Origin of the sequence: Citrobacter sp. Marseille-Q5395 (assembly GCF_947057495.1) — a bacterium.
GTDB classification, from domain to species: Bacteria; Pseudomonadota; Gammaproteobacteria; order Enterobacterales; family Enterobacteriaceae; genus Citrobacter; species Citrobacter murliniae.
This window is the reverse complement of record NZ_CAMSEL010000010.1, coordinates 1-22,755: the sequence shown is the minus strand read 5'-3', so window position 1 is coordinate 22,755 and position 22,755 is coordinate 1. Positions and strand designations below refer to the sequence as shown.

The 22,755-nt window shown below is 47.0% G+C and carries 21 protein-coding genes, 2 tRNA genes, 1 rRNA gene and 2 pseudogenes; 14 read left to right on the top strand and 12 right to left on the bottom strand.

Going from position 1 to position 22,755, the window contains the following annotated elements; genetic code table 11:
- Window positions 1-15 precede the first annotated feature (15 nt).
- A complete protein-coding gene (locus tag OH663_RS12570; protein WP_045440100.1) occupies window positions 16-777 on the bottom strand; it encodes a C40 family peptidase in 762 nt (253 codons plus the stop codon).
- A 338-nt stretch (window positions 778-1,115) separates the two neighbouring features.
- Between OH663_RS12570 and dpaA the strand changes: the two genes are divergently transcribed.
- Window positions 1,116-1,856, top strand: a complete 741-nt coding sequence (gene dpaA, locus OH663_RS12565; protein WP_045440098.1) for a peptidoglycan meso-diaminopimelic acid protein amidase — start codon at window positions 1,116-1,118, stop codon at window positions 1,854-1,856.
- Here the strand turns inward: dpaA and OH663_RS12560 are convergent.
- Together OH663_RS12560 and lpcA are read right to left on the bottom strand one after the other, a co-directional pair.
- Complete coding sequence (locus tag OH663_RS12560) at window positions 1,827-2,594, bottom strand: class II glutamine amidotransferase (protein WP_045440090.1); 768 nt, start codon at window positions 2,592-2,594, stop codon at window positions 1,827-1,829. The genes dpaA and OH663_RS12560 overlap by 30 nt on opposite strands.
- Window positions 2,595-2,807: 213 nt before the next feature.
- Window positions 2,808-3,386, bottom strand: coding sequence for a D-sedoheptulose 7-phosphate isomerase (gene lpcA / locus OH663_RS12555; RefSeq protein WP_045440088.1), 579 nt, complete (start codon window positions 3,384-3,386; stop codon window positions 2,808-2,810).
- A 239-nt stretch (window positions 3,387-3,625) separates the two neighbouring features.
- Here lpcA and fadE point away from each other — a divergent pair, with 239 nt between their 5' ends.
- The 9 genes and pseudogenes from fadE (at window position 3,626) to OH663_RS12515 (ending at window position 13,038) form a co-directional block, all read left to right on the top strand.
- Window positions 3,626-6,070 carry an acyl-CoA dehydrogenase FadE gene (fadE, locus tag OH663_RS12550; protein WP_048222013.1) on the top strand — a complete coding sequence of 815 codons (2,445 nt, stop codon included), beginning with the start codon at window positions 3,626-3,628 and terminating at the stop codon, window positions 6,068-6,070.
- 109 nt (window positions 6,071-6,179) lie between these two features.
- Complete coding sequence (locus OH663_RS12545; RefSeq protein WP_045440083.1) at window positions 6,180-6,947, top strand: amidohydrolase; 768 nt, start codon at window positions 6,180-6,182, stop codon at window positions 6,945-6,947.
- Between the two features lie 151 nt (window positions 6,948-7,098).
- Window positions 7,099-7,509 (top strand): Spy/CpxP family protein refolding chaperone, encoded by a 411-nt coding sequence (locus tag OH663_RS12540; RefSeq protein WP_045440080.1) that lies wholly within the window; start codon window positions 7,099-7,101, stop codon window positions 7,507-7,509.
- A gap of 286 nt (window positions 7,510-7,795) precedes the next feature.
- Complete coding sequence (locus OH663_RS12535) at window positions 7,796-8,620, top strand: PRD domain-containing protein (protein WP_045449449.1); 825 nt, start codon at window positions 7,796-7,798, stop codon at window positions 8,618-8,620.
- Window positions 8,621-8,651: 31 nt separating this feature from the next.
- Window positions 8,652-9,920 (top strand): annotated as a pseudogene (locus OH663_RS12530) (PTS transporter subunit EIIC); the annotation flags it as partial.
- Window positions 9,897-10,238 carry a PTS sugar transporter subunit IIB gene (locus OH663_RS26085; protein ID WP_413814478.1) on the top strand — a complete coding sequence of 114 codons (342 nt, stop codon included), beginning with the start codon at window positions 9,897-9,899 and terminating at the stop codon, window positions 10,236-10,238. The pseudogene OH663_RS12530 and the gene OH663_RS26085, both read left to right, overlap by 24 nt.
- Window positions 10,238-11,422 carry a MalY/PatB family protein gene (locus OH663_RS12525; RefSeq protein WP_200013298.1) on the top strand — a complete coding sequence of 395 codons (1,185 nt, stop codon included), beginning with the start codon at window positions 10,238-10,240 and terminating at the stop codon, window positions 11,420-11,422. Before OH663_RS26085 ends, OH663_RS12525 begins: the two co-directional genes overlap by 1 nt.
- Window positions 11,415-12,011 (top strand): KpsF/GutQ family sugar-phosphate isomerase, encoded by a 597-nt coding sequence (locus OH663_RS12520; RefSeq protein WP_045440072.1) that lies wholly within the window; start codon window positions 11,415-11,417, stop codon window positions 12,009-12,011. The genes OH663_RS12525 and OH663_RS12520 overlap by 8 nt, the downstream gene beginning before the upstream one ends.
- Before the next feature lie 73 nt (window positions 12,012-12,084).
- Window positions 12,085-13,038 carry a phosphoglycerate dehydrogenase gene (locus OH663_RS12515; RefSeq protein WP_200013297.1) on the top strand — a complete coding sequence of 318 codons (954 nt, stop codon included), beginning with the start codon at window positions 12,085-12,087 and terminating at the stop codon, window positions 13,036-13,038.
- 45 nt (window positions 13,039-13,083) lie between these two features.
- Here OH663_RS12515 and OH663_RS12510 read toward each other — a convergent pair.
- Window positions 13,084-13,160, bottom strand: a tRNA-Asp gene (locus OH663_RS12510).
- Window positions 13,161-13,294: 134 nt separating this feature from the next.
- Window positions 13,295-14,023: a DNA polymerase III subunit epsilon gene (gene dnaQ / locus OH663_RS12505; protein WP_200013296.1), complete on the bottom strand. Its 729-nt coding sequence runs from the start codon at window positions 14,021-14,023 to the stop codon at window positions 13,295-13,297.
- On the opposite strand from dnaQ, the pseudogene rnhA reads away from it, so the two are divergent.
- A pseudogene (gene rnhA, locus OH663_RS12500) lies at window positions 13,977-14,555 on the top strand (ribonuclease HI). The gene dnaQ and the pseudogene rnhA sit on opposite strands and share 47 nt — an antisense overlap.
- On the opposite strand, the gene OH663_RS12495 reads toward rnhA, so the two are convergent.
- Entirely contained in the window at window positions 14,552-15,274 is a 723-nt protein-coding gene (locus OH663_RS12495) for a class I SAM-dependent methyltransferase (protein ID WP_045440064.1), read from the bottom strand. The pseudogene rnhA and the gene OH663_RS12495 overlap by 4 nt on opposite strands.
- Before the next feature lie 33 nt (window positions 15,275-15,307).
- Between OH663_RS12495 and gloB the strand changes: the two genes are divergently transcribed.
- The gene (gene gloB / locus OH663_RS12490; protein WP_200013295.1) at window positions 15,308-16,063 is read left to right on the top strand and encodes a hydroxyacylglutathione hydrolase; all 756 of its coding nucleotides are present in this window, start codon (window positions 15,308-15,310) and stop codon (window positions 16,061-16,063) included.
- A 71-nt stretch (window positions 16,064-16,134) separates the two neighbouring features.
- The gene (gene mltD, locus OH663_RS12485; protein ID WP_136345274.1) at window positions 16,135-17,493 is read left to right on the top strand and encodes a murein transglycosylase D; all 1,359 of its coding nucleotides are present in this window, start codon (window positions 16,135-16,137) and stop codon (window positions 17,491-17,493) included.
- A gap of 49 nt (window positions 17,494-17,542) precedes the next feature.
- Here the strand turns inward: mltD and OH663_RS12480 are convergent, their stop codons facing one another.
- From OH663_RS12480 to OH663_RS12470, 3 genes are all read right to left on the bottom strand, one after another.
- On the bottom strand, window positions 17,543-18,313 hold the full coding sequence (locus OH663_RS12480) for a class I SAM-dependent methyltransferase (protein ID WP_045440056.1): 771 nt from the start codon (window positions 18,311-18,313) through the stop codon (window positions 17,543-17,545).
- Window positions 18,314-18,391: 78 nt separating this feature from the next.
- Entirely contained in the window at window positions 18,392-19,192 is an 801-nt protein-coding gene (locus OH663_RS12475) for an endonuclease/exonuclease/phosphatase family protein (RefSeq protein ID WP_045440054.1), read from the bottom strand.
- 131 nt (window positions 19,193-19,323) lie between these two features.
- Window positions 19,324-20,499 (bottom strand): MFS transporter, encoded by a 1,176-nt coding sequence (locus tag OH663_RS12470; protein WP_200013294.1) that lies wholly within the window; start codon window positions 20,497-20,499, stop codon window positions 19,324-19,326.
- Between the two features lie 104 nt (window positions 20,500-20,603).
- On the opposite strand from OH663_RS12470, the gene yafC reads away from it, so the two are divergent.
- A complete protein-coding gene (gene yafC, locus OH663_RS12465) occupies window positions 20,604-21,518 on the top strand; it encodes a DNA-binding transcriptional regulator YafC (RefSeq protein WP_200013293.1) in 915 nt (304 codons plus the stop codon).
- 22 nt (window positions 21,519-21,540) lie between these two features.
- On the opposite strand, the gene dkgB is transcribed toward yafC, so the two are convergent.
- The 3 genes from dkgB to rrf form a co-directional block, all read right to left on the bottom strand.
- Complete coding sequence (gene dkgB / locus OH663_RS12460) at window positions 21,541-22,344, bottom strand: 2,5-didehydrogluconate reductase DkgB (RefSeq protein WP_200013292.1); 804 nt, start codon at window positions 22,342-22,344, stop codon at window positions 21,541-21,543.
- A gap of 160 nt (window positions 22,345-22,504) precedes the next feature.
- Window positions 22,505-22,581 (bottom strand) — tRNA-Asp (locus tag OH663_RS12455).
- Between the two features lie 55 nt (window positions 22,582-22,636).
- Window positions 22,637-22,752: ribosomal RNA gene (rrf, locus tag OH663_RS12450) — 5S ribosomal RNA — on the bottom strand.
- Between the last annotated feature and the right edge of the window lie 3 nt (window positions 22,753-22,755).

Sequence of the window (22,755 nt, the reverse complement as noted above, 5' to 3'; positions counted from 1 at the left end):
ATACCGCCTTTTTTATTACAGGATAGTGTTTTCCGTCAGAATACGGCGGGCGCCGAGATAATGATCCTGCCAGAAAGGATCGGCTAAATTGCTGACCCGAATGGTTTCTCCCGTACGCGGTGATTCAATGAATTGCCCCTGCCCCAAATAAACGCCCATATGATCGGCAATATCCTGGCTGTGAATATGAAAAAACAGCAAATCGCCACGACGGATATCGCGATGAGAGACAATGGTCGCCCGGCGATAGTGATACATTTCATTTGCGGTGCGGGGTAGCTTCGCCGCCAGAATTTTATTGTAGGCATAAAAAATCAACCCACTGCAATCAAACCCCTCATCCGGGCTGGTCCCCCCCCATTGGTAAGGCTTGCCCAGTTGCTGCTCAAGACGATGAATCGCCACCTCAGTGATATTGTGCAAGTGATCACTACTGAGAAAATGGTCGTTCTCTGCCAGTTCCTGCCAGCGATGGTCGCTGGCTTTAAGCGGACCAGGAAACCACTCCGGGTGCTGTTTAATCAGAACACGGTTTTGCTGGCGTAGTGCTCTTTTGCTTTCTGCGTTTCCTTCCACAATGTAACCCGCCTGCTTTTTTAGCTGTGTATGATACTGCTTCAGCAGTCGGGTGCGGTTACGCATACGCAATTGCGCCGCATAGCTTAAGTGCGCGTCGGATAAGGAAGGTTGAACTTTGGCTGCTGAGGATACGGAAAACACGACACACAAAGACAGCAGGCCCGGCAAAAAGCGTCGGGGAGAGGATGCAAAAAACATGAAAAAAAGAATACCTGGTCAAACACGTTCGTCGCAGTCTACTGCTATTGCCGATCGAACCGTTTTAATATTTGATTATTAAATAATTAATATTATTAATTCAATATATTAGCGTTGATGTATTCTGCTTGCTCCACGTATTCCGCGCCCCGACAAAATAGGCCAGTGTCTGACTGCTTCTAATCCCAATTTTCAGTATAAGGTGTAAACGCCTCACGAGAGACTTGCGAAAAACTTTCTTGGTGCTAATGTGAGCGCTCCAAATCCAGATTTTTCTGATTTGGGGACTCTTTTTGCCGTCCTGGCGTGTGTAACCGTTTTATCAAGGAACAAGCAGTATGCGTAAAATCGCATTTTTTCTTGCGATGCTTTTGATGCCGTGCGTCTCATTTGCCGGTTTGCTGAGCAGCAGTAGCCCGACCACGCCAATCAGCAAAGAATATAAGCAGCAATTGATGGGATCTCCTGTCTATATTCAGATCTTCAAAGAAGAACGAACGCTTGATCTGTACGTTAAGATGGGTGAACAGTATCAATTGCTCGACAGTTACAAGATCTGTAACTATTCCGGTGGCTTAGGACCAAAACAGCGTCAGGGTGATTTTAAAAGTCCGGAAGGGTTTTACAGCGTACAGCGCGGTCAGCTCAAGCCGGATAGTCGCTTCTATAAAGCGATTAATATTGGCTTTCCCAACGCCTACGATCGTGCTCATGGTTACGAAGGTAAATACCTGATGATCCATGGTGCCTGCGTTTCCGTCGGCTGTTACGCAATGACCGACAACGGCATTGATGAGATTTTCCAGTTTGTGACCGGTGCTCTGGTGTTCGGGCAGTCCAGCGTTCAGGTTAGCATTTACCCGTTCCGTATGACCGACGCGAATATGCAGCGCCATAAGTTTTCGTATTACAAAGATTTCTGGACGCAGCTAAAACCGGGATACGATTACTTTGAACAAACACGTAAGCCACCGACAGTGTCAGTCGTCGATGGCCGTTACGTTGTCAGCAAGCCGTTGAGTCACGAAGTGGTTCAGCCACAATTGGCGTCAAACTACACGCTCCCCGAGACAAAATAGCGCCCACTCGCCTGGCATGATCTTTTGCCAGGTTTCATTACCCGTCAGCGGCTGAGTGGCGATCACGGTGACCACATCATTAGGTGTGGTCTGCGAGCTAAAATCAATTTCGACATCCTGATCAAGCAGCGTAGCAACACCGAATGGCGCACGTCGGGTAATCCAGTACAAATTGGTCGAGCAGAAGGCCATCACATAGCGCCCGTCAGACAGCAGCATGTTGAAGACGCCTTTCTTACGTAGTTCCCCTGCCAGCACCGCAATATATTTAAACACTGCCGCCATGTTACCAGGCGTACGAGGATAACGTTCGACCAGTTTATGTAAGAGCCAGCAAAAGGCTTTCTCGCTGTCGGTTTCACCGACCGGGCGAAAATTCCCCGTTGCCAGTGACTTATAACCACTAAGCTGCCCGTTATGGGCATAGGTCCAGTTGCGGCCCCACAGTTCACGTGTGAAAGGGTGCGTATTTTCCAGCGCGACTTCACCACGATTTGCCTGGCGAATATGGGCAACGACGGAACAGGATTTGATGGGATAGTCTTGTACCAGTTTGGCGATAGGCGAATTAAAGCTGGGTTGCGGATCTTTAAACGTACGGCAGCCCTTACCTTCATAAAACGTAATACCCCAGCCATCTTTGTGCGGCCCGGTACCTCCGCCGCGCTGAACCAGCCCGGTGAAGCTAAAGCAGATATCGGTTGGCACATTAGCGCTCATCCCGAGCAGTTCGCACATACATCACCTCCACAAACGCCTTAAAGCGGGAAGGCGTAATTGTTGCAGCCAGTTTGGATTCAAAGTAGCAAATAAAACCGCTTCCTATACCCTAAATAATTCGAGTTGCAGGTAGGCGGCAAGGGAGGAAATCCCCAGGAGCATAGATAACTATGTGACTGGGGTTTCTGAGTGCAGCCAACGCACCTGCAGCTTGAAGTATGACGGGTATAGTTATTTAACCATCTCTTTTTCGATAAGCTGAATCAGGATATGAATCACTTTAATGTGAATTTCCTGAATTCGATCAGCATAACCAAAGTGTGGGACACGAATTTCAATATCTGCGCTACCCGCCATTTTCCCGCCATCTTTCCCGGTCAGGGTAATGACTTTCATGCCCTTCTCGCGAGCAGCGGTAATCGCTTTAATCACGTTTCCAGAGTTACCTGAGGTCGAAATACCTAACAGGACATCACCCTCACGCCCCACCGCTTCGACATAGCGAGAGAAAATATAATCGTAACCGAAATCGTTGCCGACGCAGGAGATATGGCTGACGTCAGAGATAGCAATAGCCGGGTAGCCGGGACGGTTTTCGCGATAGCGCCCGGTTAGCTCTTCGGCAAAGTGCATTGCATCACAATGGGAGCCGCCGTTACCGCAGGAAAGTACCTTGCCACCCGCTTTAAAACTGTCTGCCAACAGGACCGCCGCGCGCTGAATGGCGTGAATATTGGCGTCATCTTTAAGAAAATTAGCCAGCGTTTCCGCCGCTTCGCTCAGTTCGTTACGAATAAGATCCTGGTACATGAGGATATCCTTCAGCATGAATGTAAATGACAAGATGCAGTGTACCGGATAGCGCTACGAGCGAGAAGTACAAGCCACAGGAATGCCCATGGCTTTTGATTTTTTGTGCCGGCCAAAACAGCAACAATGTGAACCCTGTTGTAATTATTTTGTAAAATTATTGCTAAAAGAATTCACATACACTACAACCATATCATCACAAGTGGTCAGACCTCCTACAAGCAAGGGAGCTTTTCGTTATGATGATTTTGAGTATTATCGCTACGGTTGTTCTGCTCAGCGTACTGTTTTATCACCGCGTGAGCTTATTCCTCAGCAGCTTAATTTTGCTCGCCTGGACAGCGGCGCTTGGCGTCGCTGGCCTGTGGTCGGTCTGGCTGCTGGTTCCTCTGGCCATTATTCTCGTACCGTTTAACTTTACGCCGATGCGCAAATCGATGATCTCCGCACCGGTATTCCGCGGTTTTCGTAAAGTCATGCCGCCGATGTCACGTACTGAGAAAGAAGCAATTGATGCCGGTACCACCTGGTGGGAAGGAGATCTGTTCCAGGGTAAACCTGACTGGAAAAAATTGCACAGCTACCCTCAGCCACACCTGACGGCAGAAGAACAGGCTTTTATTGATGGTCCGGTAGAAGAAGCATGCCGTATGGCAAACGACTTCCAGATCACCCATGAATTAGCCGATCTGCCGCCGGAATTATGGGCTTACCTGAAAGAACACCGCTTCTTCGCGATGATCATTAAGAAAGAGTATGGCGGACTGGAATTCTCCGCATATGCTCAGGCCCGCGTTCTGCAGAAACTTTCCGGTGTTTCCGGGATCCTGGCGATCACTGTCGGCGTGCCTAACTCCTTAGGCCCTGGTGAACTGCTGCAACATTACGGCACCGAAGAGCAGAAAAACCATTATTTGCCACGCCTGGCGCGTGGGCAGGAAATTCCTTGCTTTGCACTGACCAGCCCGGAAGCCGGTTCCGATGCAGGTGCAATTCCTGATACCGGTGTAGTTTGCATGGGTGAATGGCAAGGTCAGCAGGTATTAGGTATGCGCCTGACCTGGAACAAACGCTATATCACTCTGGCCCCTATCGCTACCGTGCTGGGTCTGGCGTTTAAACTCTCTGACCCAGAAAAACTGCTGGGTGGTGAAGAGGACCTGGGTATTACCTGCGCACTGATCCCAACGTCTACGCCTGGGGTGGAAATTGGTCGTCGCCACTTCCCGTTGAACGTCCCGTTCCAGAACGGTCCGACGCTGGGTAAAGATGTTTTTGTACCGATTGATTACATTATCGGTGGACCGAAAATGGCCGGTCAGGGCTGGCGTATGCTGGTGGAATGCCTGTCTGTCGGTCGTGGTATTACTCTGCCGTCTAACTCTACAGGTGGCGTCAAATCTGTTGCGATGGCAACGGGTGCTTACGCCCATATTCGTCGCCAGTTCAAAATCTCTATCGGCAAGATGGAAGGTATTGAAGAGCCACTGGCACGTATTGCGGGTAACGCCTATGTGATGGACGCTGCTGCGTCGCTGATTACCTACGGCATTATGCTCGGCGAAAAACCGGCGGTGCTGTCAGCTATCGTGAAATATCACTGTACCCACCGCGGACAGCAGTCAATCATCGATGCGATGGATATTACTGGCGGTAAAGGCATTATGCTTGGGGAAAGCAACTTCCTGGCGCGTGCTTATCAGGGCGCACCTATCGCCATCACCGTTGAAGGCGCGAACATTCTGACCCGTAGCATGATGATCTTCGGCCAGGGCGCAATTCGCTGCCATCCTTATGTCCTGGAAGAGATGGCTGCCGCACAAAGCAACGACGTCAATGCGTTCGACAAACTGCTGTTCAAACACATTGGTCATGTTGGCAGTAATAAAGTGCGCAGTTTCTGGCTTGGCCTGACTCGCGGGTTAACCAGCAGCACGCCGACTGGCGATGCCACTAAACGTTACTATCAGCACCTGAACCGTCTGAGCGCGAACCTGGCCTTACTCTCAGACGTATCCATGGCCGTACTGGGCGGTAGTCTGAAACGTCGCGAACGTATCTCAGCCCGACTGGGCGATGTATTAAGTCAGCTGTACCTGGCCTCTGCCGTGCTGAAGCGTTATGACGATGAAGGCCGTAACGAAGCAGACCTGCCGCTGGTTCACTGGGGCGTACAGGATGCATTGTATAAGGCTGAACAGGCGATGGACGACCTGCTGAAAAACTTCCCGAACCGCCTGGTTGCCGGGTTGCTGAATGTGGTTATTTTCCCTACCGGGCGCCACTATCATGCACCGTCTGACAAGCTGGACCATAAAGTTGCGAAGATTTTGCAGATTCCAAGCGCCACGCGTTCTCGTCTTGGTCGCGGTCAGTACCTGACGCCAAGCGAGCACAACCCGGTTGGTTTACTGGAAGAAGCTTTGCTGGACGTGATTGCCGCCGATCCTATCCACCAGCGTATCTGTAAAGAGTTAGGTAAAAACCTGCCATTTACTCGTCTGGATGAACTGGCACGCAATGCGCTGGCAAAAGGTTTGATTGATAAAGACGAAGCTGCGATTCTGGTGAAAGCCGAAGAGAGCCGTCTGCGCAGTATCAACGTTGATGATTTTGAACCTGAAGCGCTGGCGACTCAGCCGGTAAAGCTGCCAGAGAAAGTGCGTAAAGTCGAAGCAGCATAACGCAAATGCTCGACTACTAGCCCCGCTTATGGCGGGGCTTTTTATTGCCACATTTTTGTTAAAGCTCATGCTACAGTGTCAAAATAATGTTCAACGAGGAGCCTCGATCGTGCCTGGTTTGAAAATAACTCTGCTGCAACAACCACTGATCTGGATGGATGGCCCCGCTAATCTGCGCCATTTCGACAGACAACTGGAAACCGTCACCGGACGTGACGTCATTGTGTTACCTGAGATGTTTACCAGTGGATTTGCAATGGATGCAGCAACCAAATCGCTTTCGCAGGAAGAGGTTGTCAACTGGATGCATACCAAAGCGCAGCAGGCAAATGCCCTGATAGCAGGCAGCGTTGCGTTACAGTCAGAACGTGGTCCGGTAAATCGCTTTTTACTGGTTGAACCTGAGGGTCGAGTTCATCTCTATGATAAACGCCATCTGTTTCGCATGGCGGATGAACATCAGTATTATCAGGCAGGCGAAGAGCGCGTTATCTTTGAATGGCGTGGCTGGCGTATTCTGCCATTGATCTGTTATGACCTGCGTTTTCCGGTATGGTCACGTAATCGCAATGATTACGACCTGGCGTTATATGTCGCAAACTGGCCAGCGCCACGCTCAGTGCACTGGCAGGCGCTGCTTACCGCTCGAGCGATTGAAAATCAGGCTTATGTAGCAGGATGTAACCGCGTAGGCACTGACGGTAATGGTCATCATTATCGCGGCGACAGTCGGGTTATTAATCCGCAGGGTGAAATCATTGCGACCGCCGAGCCACATCAGGCAACGCGGATTGACGCAGAATTATCGCTCGCTATGCTGAGGGAGTATCGTGAGAAGTTTCCAGCCTGGCTGGATGCCGACGCATTCACGCTGTAGATATCGCCTTCTCCTGCTACGGCGCAAATTTTCCGTAGCGGGATTGTTTCACTCCGTAACCAACCGCAAAACAAATTCGCGTGGCGACATGCCTCAAGCAACGTATTCTGAAAATGACAATCACACGTAAATTCTTTTTCAGGATATCAAAATGAAAAAATTCGTACGCATGACTTTGCTGGCTGCTACCCTGGCTGGTGCCTCTTTTAGCACGCTCGCAGCAAACGTATCCAACGTTCCGGTTCCAGCCCAGGATCCAGTAGTACAACATCTTAAACTGACCAACGACCAGGTCGCACAGATTAAAAAGCTGCACCAGCAGCTTGAAACCAATGTCAGCCAGATTTCAGTGAAGGATGTTAAAGACGGTGCACTGATTGACGTCATCAAGTCCGGAAAATGGGATGATGCCGCAGTCAGGAAACAACTTTCCGCGTTCAGCAACATCGAACAACAGGCGCGTTATTATCGGGTGAAGTACTACTTTGACCTGAGCAAAGTGCTGACTCCGGAACAACGCCAGCAGGTTCAAAAAGATATCGCGCAGACACTGAGCGAATGACGTTTACACGCTGTCGAAGAAAGGCGGGCAACATCACACATAGAAAAACAATATACATATAAGGAATGTATTCACTAAAAAAACTATTTGAATGCTGTATGTGAGGTTTGCACTTTAGATTTGGTATGTTAATCCTAAAACAGGACGTACATCTCATTTATTTAAGATAGTTCTGTGTAGGGTATACGCATTAGTGAATAATCTTGTAACTGTTAAATCAGGCAAGACAACGTTTGAAGTAATTATTACTTCTTACTTGTCTTGCCTTTTTTTTTGGAGCCATGAAATGATCATCGAAAAAGTCATGAATAACAATTGTGTGCTGGCATCGATGAGTGGTCAGGAAGTCATCATTTCTGGTCCTGGCGTCGGTTACAATAAAAAGAATGGTATGCCGGTTCCGCCTCATCCGGCTAACCGATTCTTTTATGTCAGAAATGAAGAGAAAGGTAAACTATACAAACTCATAGAGCGAGTAGATATTGATTATGTTTTTGTCTCTGAAAATATAGTTCGCTATGCGGAAATGAATCTTGACAAAAAATTAAACCCATCACTTTTGCTGATTCTTGCAGATCATATTTCCAATGCAATCTCACGGTGCGCATCAGGCATCCAAATAAGCAATATATTTCTTGACGAAATAAAAGCATTATACAAATCGGAGTATGCTATCAGTCGCGACGCTTTATCTATTATTAATGAATATTTTAAGATCCAACTTCCGGATGATGAGATTGGCTTCATTGCCCTGCATATTTTAAATAATTATGAAAACACCTCCGACTATGAGTCCTTCAGAATTATAGAATTCTCGCAACGAATCACAGACATTATCGAAAAAGTTTACGAGAAAAGAGTAGATCGGAATGCATTCAATTACTCACGTTTCATGACCCATTTGAAATATTTTTCTTGTAGAGTGCTATGCAACGAAAAGATAAAAAATAAAGATATTGGTGATATTTATGAATATTTCTTGGAAAAAGATTTAATTTTACAATGTTCCATTATTGAAATTGAAAAATATTTAAAATCCGAATTTAACTATAGACTAGCAATGGAAGAGAAATTATATCTTTCAATTCGCATTAAAGTATTGATGGACTGATTACCTTTCACTTTATCACGAGACAGTTAATATGAAACAGAAAAAAGCCTGGAGTTTTTTTCAGAGCCTGGGGAAGGCATTTATGTACCCAATCGCTCTGTTAAGCGTATGCGGCATGATGTTAGGTTTGGGAAGTGGATTAGCCAGCGAGGAAATGGCCAAATTAATTCCTGTACTAGGGTTCCCTATCGTTAAATCATTTCTGGATTTTGTTGTTAATTTAGGGCTATTTGCTTTTGTTAATTTACCGGTGTTATTTGCAATCGCTATCCCGTTGGGCCTGCTGAAAGAAAAAGAAGATAAAGCATATGGTGCATTCTCCGGCCTGGTGGGTTTTATGGCAATGCATTTAGGGACAAACTTCTATCTGAAAACCCATGGTCTGTTAGTTCCCGTCGACCAGATGTCTACACATGGACAAACTATCATTCTGGGAATTCAGTCATACAACACCAGCGTACTGGGGGGGATTGTTGCAGGGTTGATGGTATTCACTATGTATAAGCGGATCGTCAATCTACGCATCCCTGAGTCGCTGGGATTCTATAGCGGCCCGCGCCTTGCGCCGATCATTACGTTAATTGTCATGAGTGTTTTCGGTATCATTATTCCCTTCGTATGGCCGCCGTTCTTTAACCTCTTTATGTTAATCGGCCACTGGATATCTACCTCTGGCCCAATAGGTTATTTCTTCTATGCCGTTGCAGAGCGCGTAACGATTCCCTTCGGACTAAACCATTTAGTCACTTCCGTATTCAGATTTACACCAATCGGTGGTTCAGCGATCATCAACGGTGAAGAATATTACGGTACCCTCAATATGTTTATGGCCTATGTCAAAGAGAATGCCGTCATTCCCCTGGACCTTGCTGGTAAAATGGAACAGGGAAAGCTAATGATCCAGTATGGTTTAGCTGGCGCGGCTCTCGCTATGTATCAGACTGCCCATGTACAAAATCGTAAGGCTATTAAAGCACTTTTGATTTCTGCGGTGCTGACTGTAATTATTGGTGGTGTTAGCGAACCAATAGAGTTTTTATTTCTGTTTGTCAGTCCTGTTTTGTTTGTGTTCCATGCTTTCATGAATGGTTTTGCTAATATGTTCCTACCGTATCTCGGTGTTAAAATGGGATTTACTGGCGATTTGATTCAATTTATGAGTTTTGGCGTATTGCGCGGAACAAGAACCGGCTGGCCAGTGGCTGTCTGTGTAGAAATAGCCTACTTCTTTATTTATTACGCGGTGTTTAAATGGGCCATTCTTAAATATAACCTGATGACCGTCGGCAGAGAAGATAGTGACCAGACACCTTCAGCAACAGCAACTGAGGTTGTAGTACCTGTTGCACAACCTCAGATAAATACCAATATGGGCCCCAGCACAGCAGAAAAAATGATTGAGGCCTTGGGTGGTAAGGAAAATATCGTATCACTGGATAACTGTGTTACACGTTTACGTCTGACAATCAACGATATGGAGATAATAGACGAGACGGCCATTAAAAGGCAGGGAGGGATCGCTATTGTTAAACTCGACAAAAACACCCTGCAAGTCATTATTGGTACAAAAGTTATCGCCTTGCGTAAAGAAATGGACCAATATATGGAGTCATACTGATGGATATTTTTAACACTCCTGTTTCCCGAAAAGGAACGTACTGTACTCAGTGGGACTTCTGCGAAGATAGGTTCGGCGTAAAAGATATTATTCCGTTTTCAATATCAGATATGGATTTACCAATGCCGGAAGCGATAACCAACGCATTACGAAAAAGACTGGAACATCCTATCCTCGGATATAGTCGCTGGCAACATAGCGAATATCTCAATTCAATATGCCATTGGTATGGTCAGAAATATGATACGGAGATCGATGCTAATTGGATCACCTATAGCCCAAGTGTGATGTACTCTATCGCCAAAGCACTAGAGTTATTAACTGATTATGAAGATAACATTCTGATGTTTACTCCGGCATATAATGCGTTCTTTGATGTTATCAAAAACACCGGAAGAAAATTAACTACTTCAACATTGATTCGGGAAGAAGACGGTCGATATAGCCTTGACTGGAATGATTTTAATACCAAGGCAAAGCATGCAAAGATAATTTTATTGTGTAATCCACATAATCCTACAGGAAAAGTGTGGTCTGAAGATGAACTGATAAAGATCTCAGAAATCTGTTCAAAAAACAACTGTTGGTTATTATCCGATGAGATCCACAGCGATTTCACATTTAGCCACAAATTCACATCTGTACTTAAGTTACATTATGATAAAACAGTTGTTTTTAACTCCATCTCAAAGACATTTAATGTCCCAGCTCTAACGGGTTCTTATCTTATTACACCTGATAATAATTTTAATGAGAAATTCAGGTTGATAACTCGATACAGGGATTTTGTCAACTCGCCATCAGTATTGAATATCATTGCCACTATCGTTGCTTATAATGAATGTGATGGATGGTTACACGAATTAAGAACACATCTTAGATCCAACGTTGATTTTGCAGTTAATTATGTTAAGGAAAATATTTCATCGCTGCTACTCAAAGAATCTGAAGGTTGTTACTTTGCGTGGATAGACTGCTCACAAATCAGTTGTTCGTTCGATAAATTCTATTCAAGATTAATTCATGAAGGAAAAGTCGGGATTATGGCTGGCAGTGTATATGGGCCTGGCGGAGAGAACTTCTTACGGCTTAATCTGGCATGTAGTAGAGAAAAACTACATCAGGGCTTATGTCGGGTCGCTTATGTTATTGATAAAATAAATCAGGAAAATAAACATGAATAATACTGATATCATCTCTCTCATTAAAACCTTCATGCGTAATGAACACAAAGCAGTTGAAGAAATAATTAACGCGCCACTTTCAGAAACAGCAAGTTTAGTCAAAGTAATCCAATCTTGCAGAGGGAAAGTTGTTTTTATCGGCGTGGGAAAATCAGGAATAATTGCTAAAAAACTGGCTGCTACATTTTCCAGCACAGGCACCCCCTCATTTTTTATTCATGGAACAGAAGCTGTTCATGGTGATCTGGGTATGGTTACCAGCGAAGATGTAGTTATCTTGATATCCAATAGTGGTGAAACAACAGAACTGTTAGCTACCTTGCCAAGTCTAAAAAAGATGAATAATTTTTTAGTCTCATTTACCCGAAGCCACAACTCATCGCTGGCTACTAATTGCAATTTATCTGTAGAAATCCCGGTGAGAAACGAAGCAGATAACTTAGGTCTTGCTCCATCCTGTTCTTCAACTGCTGTTCTTGTCGTGGGAGATGCCGTGGCCCTCGCCCTGTCAGAACTAAAGCAGTTTACCCGGACCGATTTTGGTCTATTTCATCCTGGAGGTGCTCTCGGCGTTAAAGCAAATTCATAACTTGTGTCATTTTTATTGTAACCGGTCTACGCCATCACAACCTGATGGCGTTCTCAGGTCTGAGGTATTAGATATGAAAAATATATTAATCACCGTTTCCAGTTTTTCAGCTCGTTGTGTTACAGGTTGCAAGTTACTGCGCGATAACCAGTTTAATCTCATTTTTAAGAACAATATTACTCATCTTATTCAATCTGAACCGGATGACGTGCGTGAATCTATTGATGCAGTCATTGCCGGAACAGATTGTTATGACGCAAGTGTGTTTTCTCTTCTACCAAAACTGAAAATCATCTCAAGATTTGGCACCGGTATTGATAATATAGATACAGAGGCGGCAAAAAAAGCAGGTATTGTGGTTAATAATGCCCGAGGACTCAATGCCAATGCGGTTGCTGAGTTTATAATCGGACTTATTTTCTCTGGTCTAAGAAATATTCCCGGTAATCACATGGACATGCAAAATGGTTACTGGGGATACTCGCTGGGAAATGAATTAAATAGTAAACGAGTGGGATTATTAGGTTTTGGGAATATAGCAAAAACCCTGGTTAAGAGGTTATCCGGTTTCGACATTGAAATTCTCGCATACGACAAATTCCCGGATCACGAGATGGCTGATAAAATGGCGGTAAAGTTTGTGTCAATTGACGACATCTTCATGCAGTCTAACGTCATTATCGTTCTTCTCCCATACACACCATCATTAGAGAATTTTATCAGTCACAAATATCTTTCTATGATGAGAAATGGTGCCTTGCTTATCAATGCTGCTCGAGGGAAATTAATAGATGAACGAGCGTTGTTGCAGGTAACTGATGAAAGGAATGTACATTCCGCTCTCGACGTATTTCAGCATGAACCGCTACCACAATTCAGCCCTTTGCTACATTCCAGAAATATTATCACTACACCGCACATCGCTGCTGCGACGGTAGAATCGTACCATCAGACAGGGATCCATGCTGCGAAGTCAGTTATTGATTTTTTTGCTGGTAAAGCAATAGAAAATATTTGTAATGCGTAAAACGACGAAAGCCTGAATCATTGCTGATTCAGGCTCTCTGAATAGTGGCGGAATGGACGGGACTCGAACCCGCGACCCCCTGCGTGACAGGCAGGTATTCTAACCAACTGAACTACCACTCCGCGTTGTGTTCCGCTTGGGAACGAAGCGAATATTACGGATTGCCTCGCACCTCGTCAACGCTTTTTCTCACGTTTTTTAATCGTTTGCTGCAAAAATCACCCGAATGGCCATTTCTACACTGTAAATGCGTAAACTATGCCCGCCAGAGACAACTTCCGCCTTTCTTCTGAACCAGATCGAGGCGCGATTCATGGGCCGCTAACTCTTCCTCAGTGGCGAAAACAACGCGTAACTTGCTGGAGTGGCGCGCAATGCGCTGGATCCCGGTATCATTCTGCTGCTGACTGTCGCCTTCCATTGAAAACGCCATCGTTGTCTGCCCACCAGTCATCATCAGATAAACGTCGGCCAGAATCTGGGCATCGAGTAACGCGCCGTGTAATGTACGCTTACTGTTGTCTATCTCGTAACGTGAGCACAATGCATCAAGGCTGTTACGCTTACCAGGAAACATTTTCCTCGCCAGCGCCAGGCTATCAGTCACTTTACAGAATGTATTTGTTTTTGGGATATCACGATTAAGCTTCGCGAACTCGTAGTCCATAAAGCCGATATCGAACGATGCGTTATGAATGACCAGTTCAGCGCCACGAATATAGTCTAAAAACTCATCGGCCACATCGGCAAACGTGGGTTTATCCAGCAGGAATTCATCCGCGATTCCGTGTACACCAAATGCTTCCGGGTCCACCAGCCGATCCGGCTTAAGGTAAACATGGAAGTTATTACCGGTCAGGCGGCGGTTCACCACTTCAACCGCACCGATCTCAATAATCTTGTGGCCTTCGTAGTGGGCGCCAATCTGGTTCATACCGGTGGTTTCGGTATCGAGGACGATCTGTCGTGTAATTCCAGTGCTCATAGCGGTCATTTATGTCAGACTTATCGTTTGATTTCGATTTGCTAAAACAGGAAGTCTACCAGAGATGCTTAAACAGGTAGAAATTTTCACCGATGGTTCTTGCCTGGGAAATCCAGGGCCTGGTGGTTATGGGGCAATTCTACGCTATCGCGGACGTGAAAAAACCTTCAGCGAAGGGTATAACCTGACCACCAATAATCGTATGGAGTTGATGGCCGCAATCGTCGCGCTGGAGGCACTAAAAGAACAGTGCGAAGTGGTTCTCAGTACCGATAGCCAGTATGTACGTCAGGGCATTACTCAATGGATCCACAACTGGAAAAAACGCGGTTGGAAAACTGCAGATAAAAAGCCAGTGAAGAATGTCGATCTCTGGAAGCGTCTGGATGCCGCGCTGGGCCAGCATCAAATTAAATGGGAATGGGTAAAAGGCCACGCGGGTCACCCGGAAAACGAACGCTGTGATGAACTTGCGCGCGCTGCAGCGATGAGTCCCAGTCAGGATGATGTTGGATATCAGGCCGAGACTTAAGCGTCAGGCTTCCGGTATTGCCGGGTTGCGCCAACGGCCTGGCGGATACGTGCTTTGCTTTTATTTTGTTTCATCGGATTAAGCGTAAGCGGGATTGTTCGCTTACGTGCAACAATCAGTTGTAAACACCCTAACGCCGGAACATGTGCGCTTAACAGTTTCCCCCCTTGTTTACTCCAGGGCAAAACGTGAAAACGGCTGTAGTGCAACACTTCAAAATTCAGCAAAGAGAGCCAGTCCAGTTGACGCATCAGCGTAAACATCCGGCTGTTATAGGGCGATGTTTTACGTAATACCGGCACCAGTTTACGCAAGCCCATCAGGCTAACCGGATTAAATCCACTGACTATCAGCCAGCCATCATCAATAAGCACACGGTCTGCCTCCCGCATTAAGCGATGTGGATCGGCACACCAAGGCAAAGTATGCGCCAGCAAACAGACATCGACGGATTTATCGGCGAAGGGAAGATGTAACGGATCGGCCAGCACCTGCATCGGTGAACCTTGCGCAGAAACATTTACCTGATGAGAAACCGCGCACGCTTCAGAATTGATTTCTGCGCTTAAATTGCCAATCTTAAGCAGATGAAAACCGTACATTTTTGCGAACCACGGGTTAAGCTCATTCTCCAGCGCCTCACGATAGTGCTCGCCCCAGGGTAAATCATCCCAGCTAACGGGCGCTACGACAGTTTGAGGGATCCTTGCCGGTTTCATCACAACCTTCCGTTACGCATTGAGAGGTATTTTATGAATCTTAACAGCATTCCCGCATTTCAGGACAATTACATCTGGGTCCTGACAAATAATGAAGGCCACTGCCTTATTGTGGATCCTGGCGAAGCAGCTCCGGTATTAAAAGCTATTGCTGAGCATAACTGGGTACCTGAGGCCATTTTCCTCACCCACCACCATCAGGATCACGTTGGCGGAGTGAAAGAACTTCTACAGCATTTTCCACAAATAGTGGTTTATGGCCCAGCAGAAACACAAGATAAGGGAACGACACACATAGTCAAAGATGGCGATATCGCCCTCGTTTTAGGGCATGAATTTAGTATATTTGCTACCCCGGGTCACACTTTAGGACATATTTGTTACTTTAGTCATCCTTATTTATTTTGCGGCGACACGCTCTTCTCTGGCGGCTGCGGCCGACTTTTTGAAGGCACAGCTTCGCAAATGTATCAATCACTTAAAAAAATAAGCGCCCTTCCTGACGATACATTGGTTTGTTGCGCACATGAATACACATTAGCAAATATGAAGTTTGCCCTAAGCATCCTTCCGCACGATTCGTTCATAAATGATTATTATCGTAAAGTTAATGAGTTACGCGTAAAAAAACAAATGACACTGCCCGTAATTCTGAAAAATGAGCGTCGAAATAATATTTTTTTAAGAACAGAAGATATTGATTTAATTAATGAAATCAACAAAGAAACAATATTGCAACAACCTGAAGAGCGTTTTGCCTGGTTAAGGTCAAAGAAAGATACGTTCTGACAATTCCGGGTTGCCTTTTGAAAACTTCGCCGTTATGATCGGTCGTCTTTTAAGCAACTATTGACACACACATGAAGGCAAAAGCGATATTACTCGCCTCTGTCCTGCTTGTTGGGTGCCAGAATACTGGTAACGTCCAACAGCACGCACAGAGCCTTTCTGCAGCTGGTCAAGGGGAAGCAGGAAAGTTCACTAGTCAGGCGCGATGGATGGACGATGGGACATCTATCGCGGCCGATCAAGATTTGTGGGCTTTCATTGGTGACGAGCTAAAGATGGGAATTCCGGAAAACAACCGGATTCGCGAACAAAAACAGAAGTATTTACGCAATAAGAGCTATCTCCACGATGTAACTTTACGGGCAGAGCCGTATATGTACTGGATAGCCGGGCAGGTTAAGAAACGTAACATGCCAATGGAACTGGTACTACTACCCATAGTGGAGAGCGCTTTTGATCCTCACGCAACGTCTGGCGCCAATGCCGCAGGTATTTGGCAGATCATTCCGAGCACGGGGCGCAATTATGGTTTAAAACAGACTCGCAGTTATGATGCACGTCGCGACATAGTGGCTTCCACCACTGCCGCGCTGGACATGATGCAGCGTCTGAACAAGATGTTTGATGGCGACTGGCTGCTGACCGTTGCTGCTTATAATAGCGGTGAAGGTCGCGTGATGAAGGCAATCAAAGCGAACAAATCTCGTGGTAAGCCCACCGATTTCTGGTCGCTCCCTTTGCCTCAGGAAACGAAGCTATATGTGCCCAAAATGCTGGCATTGAGCGATATTCTCAAGAACAGCAAACGCTATGGCGTGCGTCTGCCAACCACAGACGAAAGCCGCGCGTTAGCACGTGTTCGTCTTAACAGTCCGGTTGAGATGGCTCAGGTTGCCGATATGGCGGGTATTTCCGTCAGCAAGCTGAAGACATTCAATGCAGGTGTGAAGGGCTCTACGTTGGGTGCCAGCGGCCCGCAATACGTGATGGTGCCAAAGAAGCACGCAGAGAAGTTGCGTGAATCTCTGGCCTCTGGCGAAATTGCAGCCGTGCAGTCAACGTTAGTTGCGGATAACACGCCACTGAACAGCCGTAGCTACAAGGTTCGCTCTGGCGATACACTTTCTGGCATCGCTTCACGTCTTGGCGTAAATGCGAAGGATCTTAAGCAGTGGAACAATCTGCGTGGATCTACCCTGAAAGTGGGTCAAAGCCTGACCGTTGGTGCTGGCACCAGTGCGCAGCGACTGGCTAACAACAGCGATAGCATCACCTATCGTGTACGTAAAGGCGACTCGCTTTCGAGCATTGCTAAACGTCACGGCGTTAACATTAAGGATGTGATGCGCTGGAACAGCGATACGGAAAATCTGCAACCAGGCGATCAGCTAACGTTGTTTGTAAAGAACAACGGTATGCCGGACTCCTGATGAGATGATAAAAATTAAGGCACTGGTTTCCCCCCAGTGCCTTTTTTATTTATGCCGTTTTATGTGCTTCAACCATGATCGTGTCGCTGGTGAACGAACCGTCTTCCTGTAATTCAAAATACGCCTTCACTTCAGCAGAAGCACTCTCCTGATACAATCGGATAGCCTCTGTCAGTGCAACGGGAGTACGCATTCTCGCAACCCATGAACTGAATTCTAACGGCAGGCGATCTGTGAACAACGTATCGGCAATCATATTCGCGTCATTAATCAGAGACAGCCACTCACCGCTGGAATAGTTGCGCACATGCGAGGTATCGCGCAACGCTTCAACGGTTTGCAGCCAGATATCACGCACAGGGTGTCCGGGAGACATCACATCCATAATAATCAGCACACCGCTGGGTTTCAGTACGCGATTCACTTCCCGCAGCGCTTTCCCGACATCATGCCAGTGGTGCGCTGAATATCGGCTAATCACCACATCAAAAGTTTGATCCTCAAACGGCAGACTTTCAGCATACCCCTGTCGGATGGAAATATTCTCCAATCCCTTCTCTTTTGCCGTCTGTACAACCACCTCGAGCATCTGCGAAGATAAATCATACGCTACCACCTGCTTCACATTCTGTGCCGCAATAAAGCTGGCGTGCCCCGCACCACATCCCATATCCAGTACACTTGCCTGCGGAAAAAAGGACAGTCGCTCGGCCAGTCGCTGCAAATCGCGCCCGGATGCATGTACCGCGCTGGTTAAATAGGCCTTTGCCTGAGAGCCAAACTGCTTTTCGACGTTGTCATGATGGGAGCGTGTTGTCATTGTGTTGTCCTTCGGTTGTTGTGAAATATAAAGGGCAGCACCACTACAGGCCTGCCCTACGGCAGACCTGACACACCTTTATTGTTCAGGCTTGCCGGGACTAAATTCAACGAGTAGAGGATTATGGTCGGATGCGCTCGTCACCAGCACAGAGGCTTCGCTCACGTTCAAACCACGGTAAAACACAAAATCGAGGGGGCGACCAAATGCGCGTCGGCGCTGATCGTCAGTAAAGCGCACCTGGCGCAGAGACATTTCACGAGAAAAGCGGTACAGCGCGTTCATACGCCGACGGCTCCATGCATTAAAATCGCCGGCCATAATCACCGGGCCACTGTGATGAGCAATCTGATCGCCAATGGGAAGTAACTGCTTACTATAGACATCCACGCCGAGACTGAAGTTAACAGCATGAATATTCACCACCATTAATAAACGCGAATCAGGCAGTGGGTAAACTGTCACCAGTGCCGATTTTGCCAACCGCAATATGGGTTCACGCTCACGCAGCGGGCAACAGTAAACAGGATGTGCAGCAGAAAGCGTCATGACGCCAGAGGGATGCTGAGGCAGCACAAAAGCGGGAACCTGATCGGCAGCAAGATAGTTAGCGGTCGCAAACTGCACCAGTTCAGGCGTAGTCTGTGCTTCTTGCAATAACACCAGATGCGCGTCTTTGCCAAAGTTCTTCAGCACCGACAACCATTCTGCCCGCTGCTGTTTAAAAATATTCCACACCAGGACGCGGATGCGATCCTCGCTGCTTAACGGAACGCCTGCGGGCAATGCCTGGCCAATATGCGCAAACGACCCTGGCGGTAAAATTCGCTCAACGGGCTGTCCGGCAACATAGCGCATAGCATAGGTGTTTTTTCGCACTTTAGACTTTCAAACCTCTGTAACGTCAACCAGCCCGCAACCGGACTGGTTCTTCTGTTATAGGGATTTTAGCACTCACTTTCAACGGACAATTGCAGTTTGTTTTGTAAGTAGGTACTTACATCGGTGATTTATCCCATAGCTACACGTGCGGGTTTATCAAGACGACCGCTCACGCTCATCAGAAAGAAAGCGCTCAATACGATTAGCGCACCAATCCACGGGGTCTGCGCTAACCCATAATGCTCTACCGTTTGGCCACCAATCACTGAACCCAATGCAATGCCAATGTTGAACGCCGCAATGTTCAGTCCTGAGGCCACATCAACCGCATTGGGTGTAAATTGCTCCGCTTTCTGCACCACGTAAACCTGCAGCCCTGGTACGTTGCCGAAGGCAAAAATCCCCATGACAAGGATTGTCGCCAGAGCTGCGTACTGAGTGGATGCAGTTAACTGAAAGACCATCAACAGAACAAACAGGGCTGCGAAGATAAATTTCAACGCTGGAACGGCGCCATGTTTATCCGCCAGTCTGCCACCCCAGATATTACCGATGGCAACAGATACGCCATACCCCAGTAAGATCCAGCTTACCGCTGCCGGTGAGAATCCCGCCAGATCCTGCATCATCGGTGCAAGAAAAGTAAATGCCGTAAAGACACCACCATAGCCCAGCGCCGTAACGGCATAGATGAGTAACAGGCGAGGATGCGTTAAGACTTTCACCTGATCGCGAATACTGGCAGCAGCCCGACCGGGGATATTCGCAGGGATCAGCAACTGACTGCTAATCAGAGCAATGACACCTAACATAGATACCGCGAGGAAAGTCTCACGCCAGCCAAAATGCTGACCAATAAATGTTCCCAACGGAACTCCTGTCACAAGTGCCACCGTTAACCCACCAAACATAATAGCGATGGCTGAAGCTGCTTTCTCTTTTGGCACCAGGCTTGTCGCAATAGTAGAACCAATTGAGAAGAACACGCCATGTGCGAGACCGGTCAGCAGGCGTGCAACAATTAACGTCATATAACCAGGCGCCTGCCATGCCAGCAAATTACCGACCGTAAATAGCACCATTAGCGCAACCAGCAGTTGCTTACGCGGCAGACGTCCGGTCAGAGCAGTCAGTACCGGCGCACCAATTGCCACGCCCAGCGCATAGATAGAAACCAGCATTCCTGCAGAAGGCAAAGAGATCGCCAGCTGTTCGGCGATGGTCGGCACAAGGCCGACAATTACAAATTCAGTCGTACCAATAGCAAAAGCACTTATTGTCAGTGCAAATAAAGCGAGAGGCATAAATAACTCCATATCATCAGTAATCAGATGACACGAAGTATGCCGGGATGTTTTAATAACAAAAATATTCAAAATCTCAATATAATTTTGCTCCAGGTGCAAAAATGAAAGCAACTTCAGAAGAACTGGCCATTTTCGTTGCTGTTGTGGAAAGCGGTAGTTTTAGCCGCGCTGCAGAGCAGTTGGGACAAGCCAATTCCGCTATTAGCCGGGCAGTAAAAAAGCTGGAGATGAAGCTGGGTGTCAGTTTGCTCAACCGAACAACCCGACAGCTCAGTCTGACTGAAGAAGGTGAACGTTATTTCAGGCGAGTGCAGTTGATACTGCAGGAAATGGCTGCGGCAGAAACAGAAATTATGGAGTCTCGTAATACCCCGCGCGGCCTGTTGCGTATCGACGCGGCGACGCCGGTGATGTTGCATTTTCTGATGCCACTCATCAAACCTTTCCGTGAACGTTACCCTGAGATGACGCTGTCACTAGTTTCCTCGGAGACATTTATCAATCTTATTGAGCGAAAAGTTGACGTTGCAATACGAGCAGGTGCGCTTACGGACTCGAGCCTGCGCGCGCGCCTACTATTTACCAGCTACCGTAAGATTATTGCCTCACCGGAGTACATTGCCCGATTTGGTGAGCCTGAGAGCGTAGAGGAGCTTAAACAACATCTGTGTCTGGGTTTTTCCGAGCCTGTCTCACTCAATACCTGGCCTATTGCCTGTAGCGATGGACAGCTTCATGAAATTGAGTGCGGACTCTCTTCTAACAGCGGTGAAACATTGAAACAGCTTTGCCTGAACGGGAACGGAATTGCCTGTCTTTCAGATTATATGATTGATAAAGAAATCTCGCAGGGTGAACTGGTGGAGTTGTTGGCAGATAAACGTCTGCCCGTTGAAATGCCCTTTAGCGCAGTGTATTACAGCGATCGGGCTGTAAGTACACGTATTCGCGCGTTTATCGACTTTTTGAGTGAACATGCAAGAACAGCTCCCGCAGGAGCTGTGAAACAGGATTAACTCAACACAAAGGCAGCTGTCATTAATCCCATTCAGGGGCTAAACCTTCGGGGCTGACAAGGCGATCGTTACGATCCAGTGCAGCGATCGCAAGTTTGTCCTCTGTATCCAATTGCAGTTGTAGCGCGAGCAGATTGCTTGCCAAATTTTCACGTTTAGTCGAAGAAGGTATAACTGAGTACCCTTCTCCCATTGCCCATGCAAGAATAGCCTGGGCCGGGGCGGCATTATGTTTAGCCGCAATACGAGCAATCACTTTATCTTTCAGCGCGTTGCCATAAGCCAGTGTCATATAAGAGGTGATATGGATACCGTGTTGTTTGGCCCATTTAACTACTTTACGGTTTTGCAGATACGGGGAAAGCTCTATCTGATTAGTTGCAATATTTTCAGCACCCACCGCAGCAATTGCTTTTTCCATCAAAGGGATAGTGAAGTTAGAGATCCCAATTTCACGGGTTAACCCCTGCACTTTTGCTTCCAGTAATTCCTGCATAAACTCTTCAACGGATACGGCACCGTTAGGAGAAGGCCAGTGGATAAGTGTCAGATCAACATACTCAGTACGCAGCTTTTTCAGACTATCTTTAAGGCTCGGGATCAGCTTGTCCCGGCCCAGATTTTCAGTCCAGATCTTGGTGGTAATATACAATTCGCTGCGTGGCACACCGCTTTCAGCAATTGCCTGACCCACTGCGGCTTCATTATCATAGATTTGCGCAGTGTCGACTGCACGGTAGCCCAGTTCAAGGGCGGTTTTAACAGATGCGATAACAACGTCGTCTTTCAGGCGAAAAGTGCCTAAACCGAATGCAGGGATAGCCATAAATTCCTCTTTTTAATCACAGGGTTTGTTAACTGGGAGGATTATGACCGTCAGATCTTTGCAGAAAAAGAGTGTAAAATGCAGAGGATTTTTGCGTATTTGGCAATAATAAAAATGAATAAAAAAAAGCCCTGAGCATTAGCTCAGGGCTCTTAATAAGTGGCGGAACGGACGGGACTCGAACCCGCGACCCCCTGCGTGACAGGCAGGTATTCTAACCAACTGAACTACCGCTCCACCGAATTTCTTTGTCACTACCCGGATTAGTTATCCCGGTTTACTGCAATTTGATGCCTGGCAGTTCCCTACTCTCGCATGGGGAGACCCCACACTACCATCGGCGCTACGGCGTTTCACTTCTGAGTTCGGCATGGGGTCAGGTGGGACCACCGCGCTACAGCCGCCAGGCAA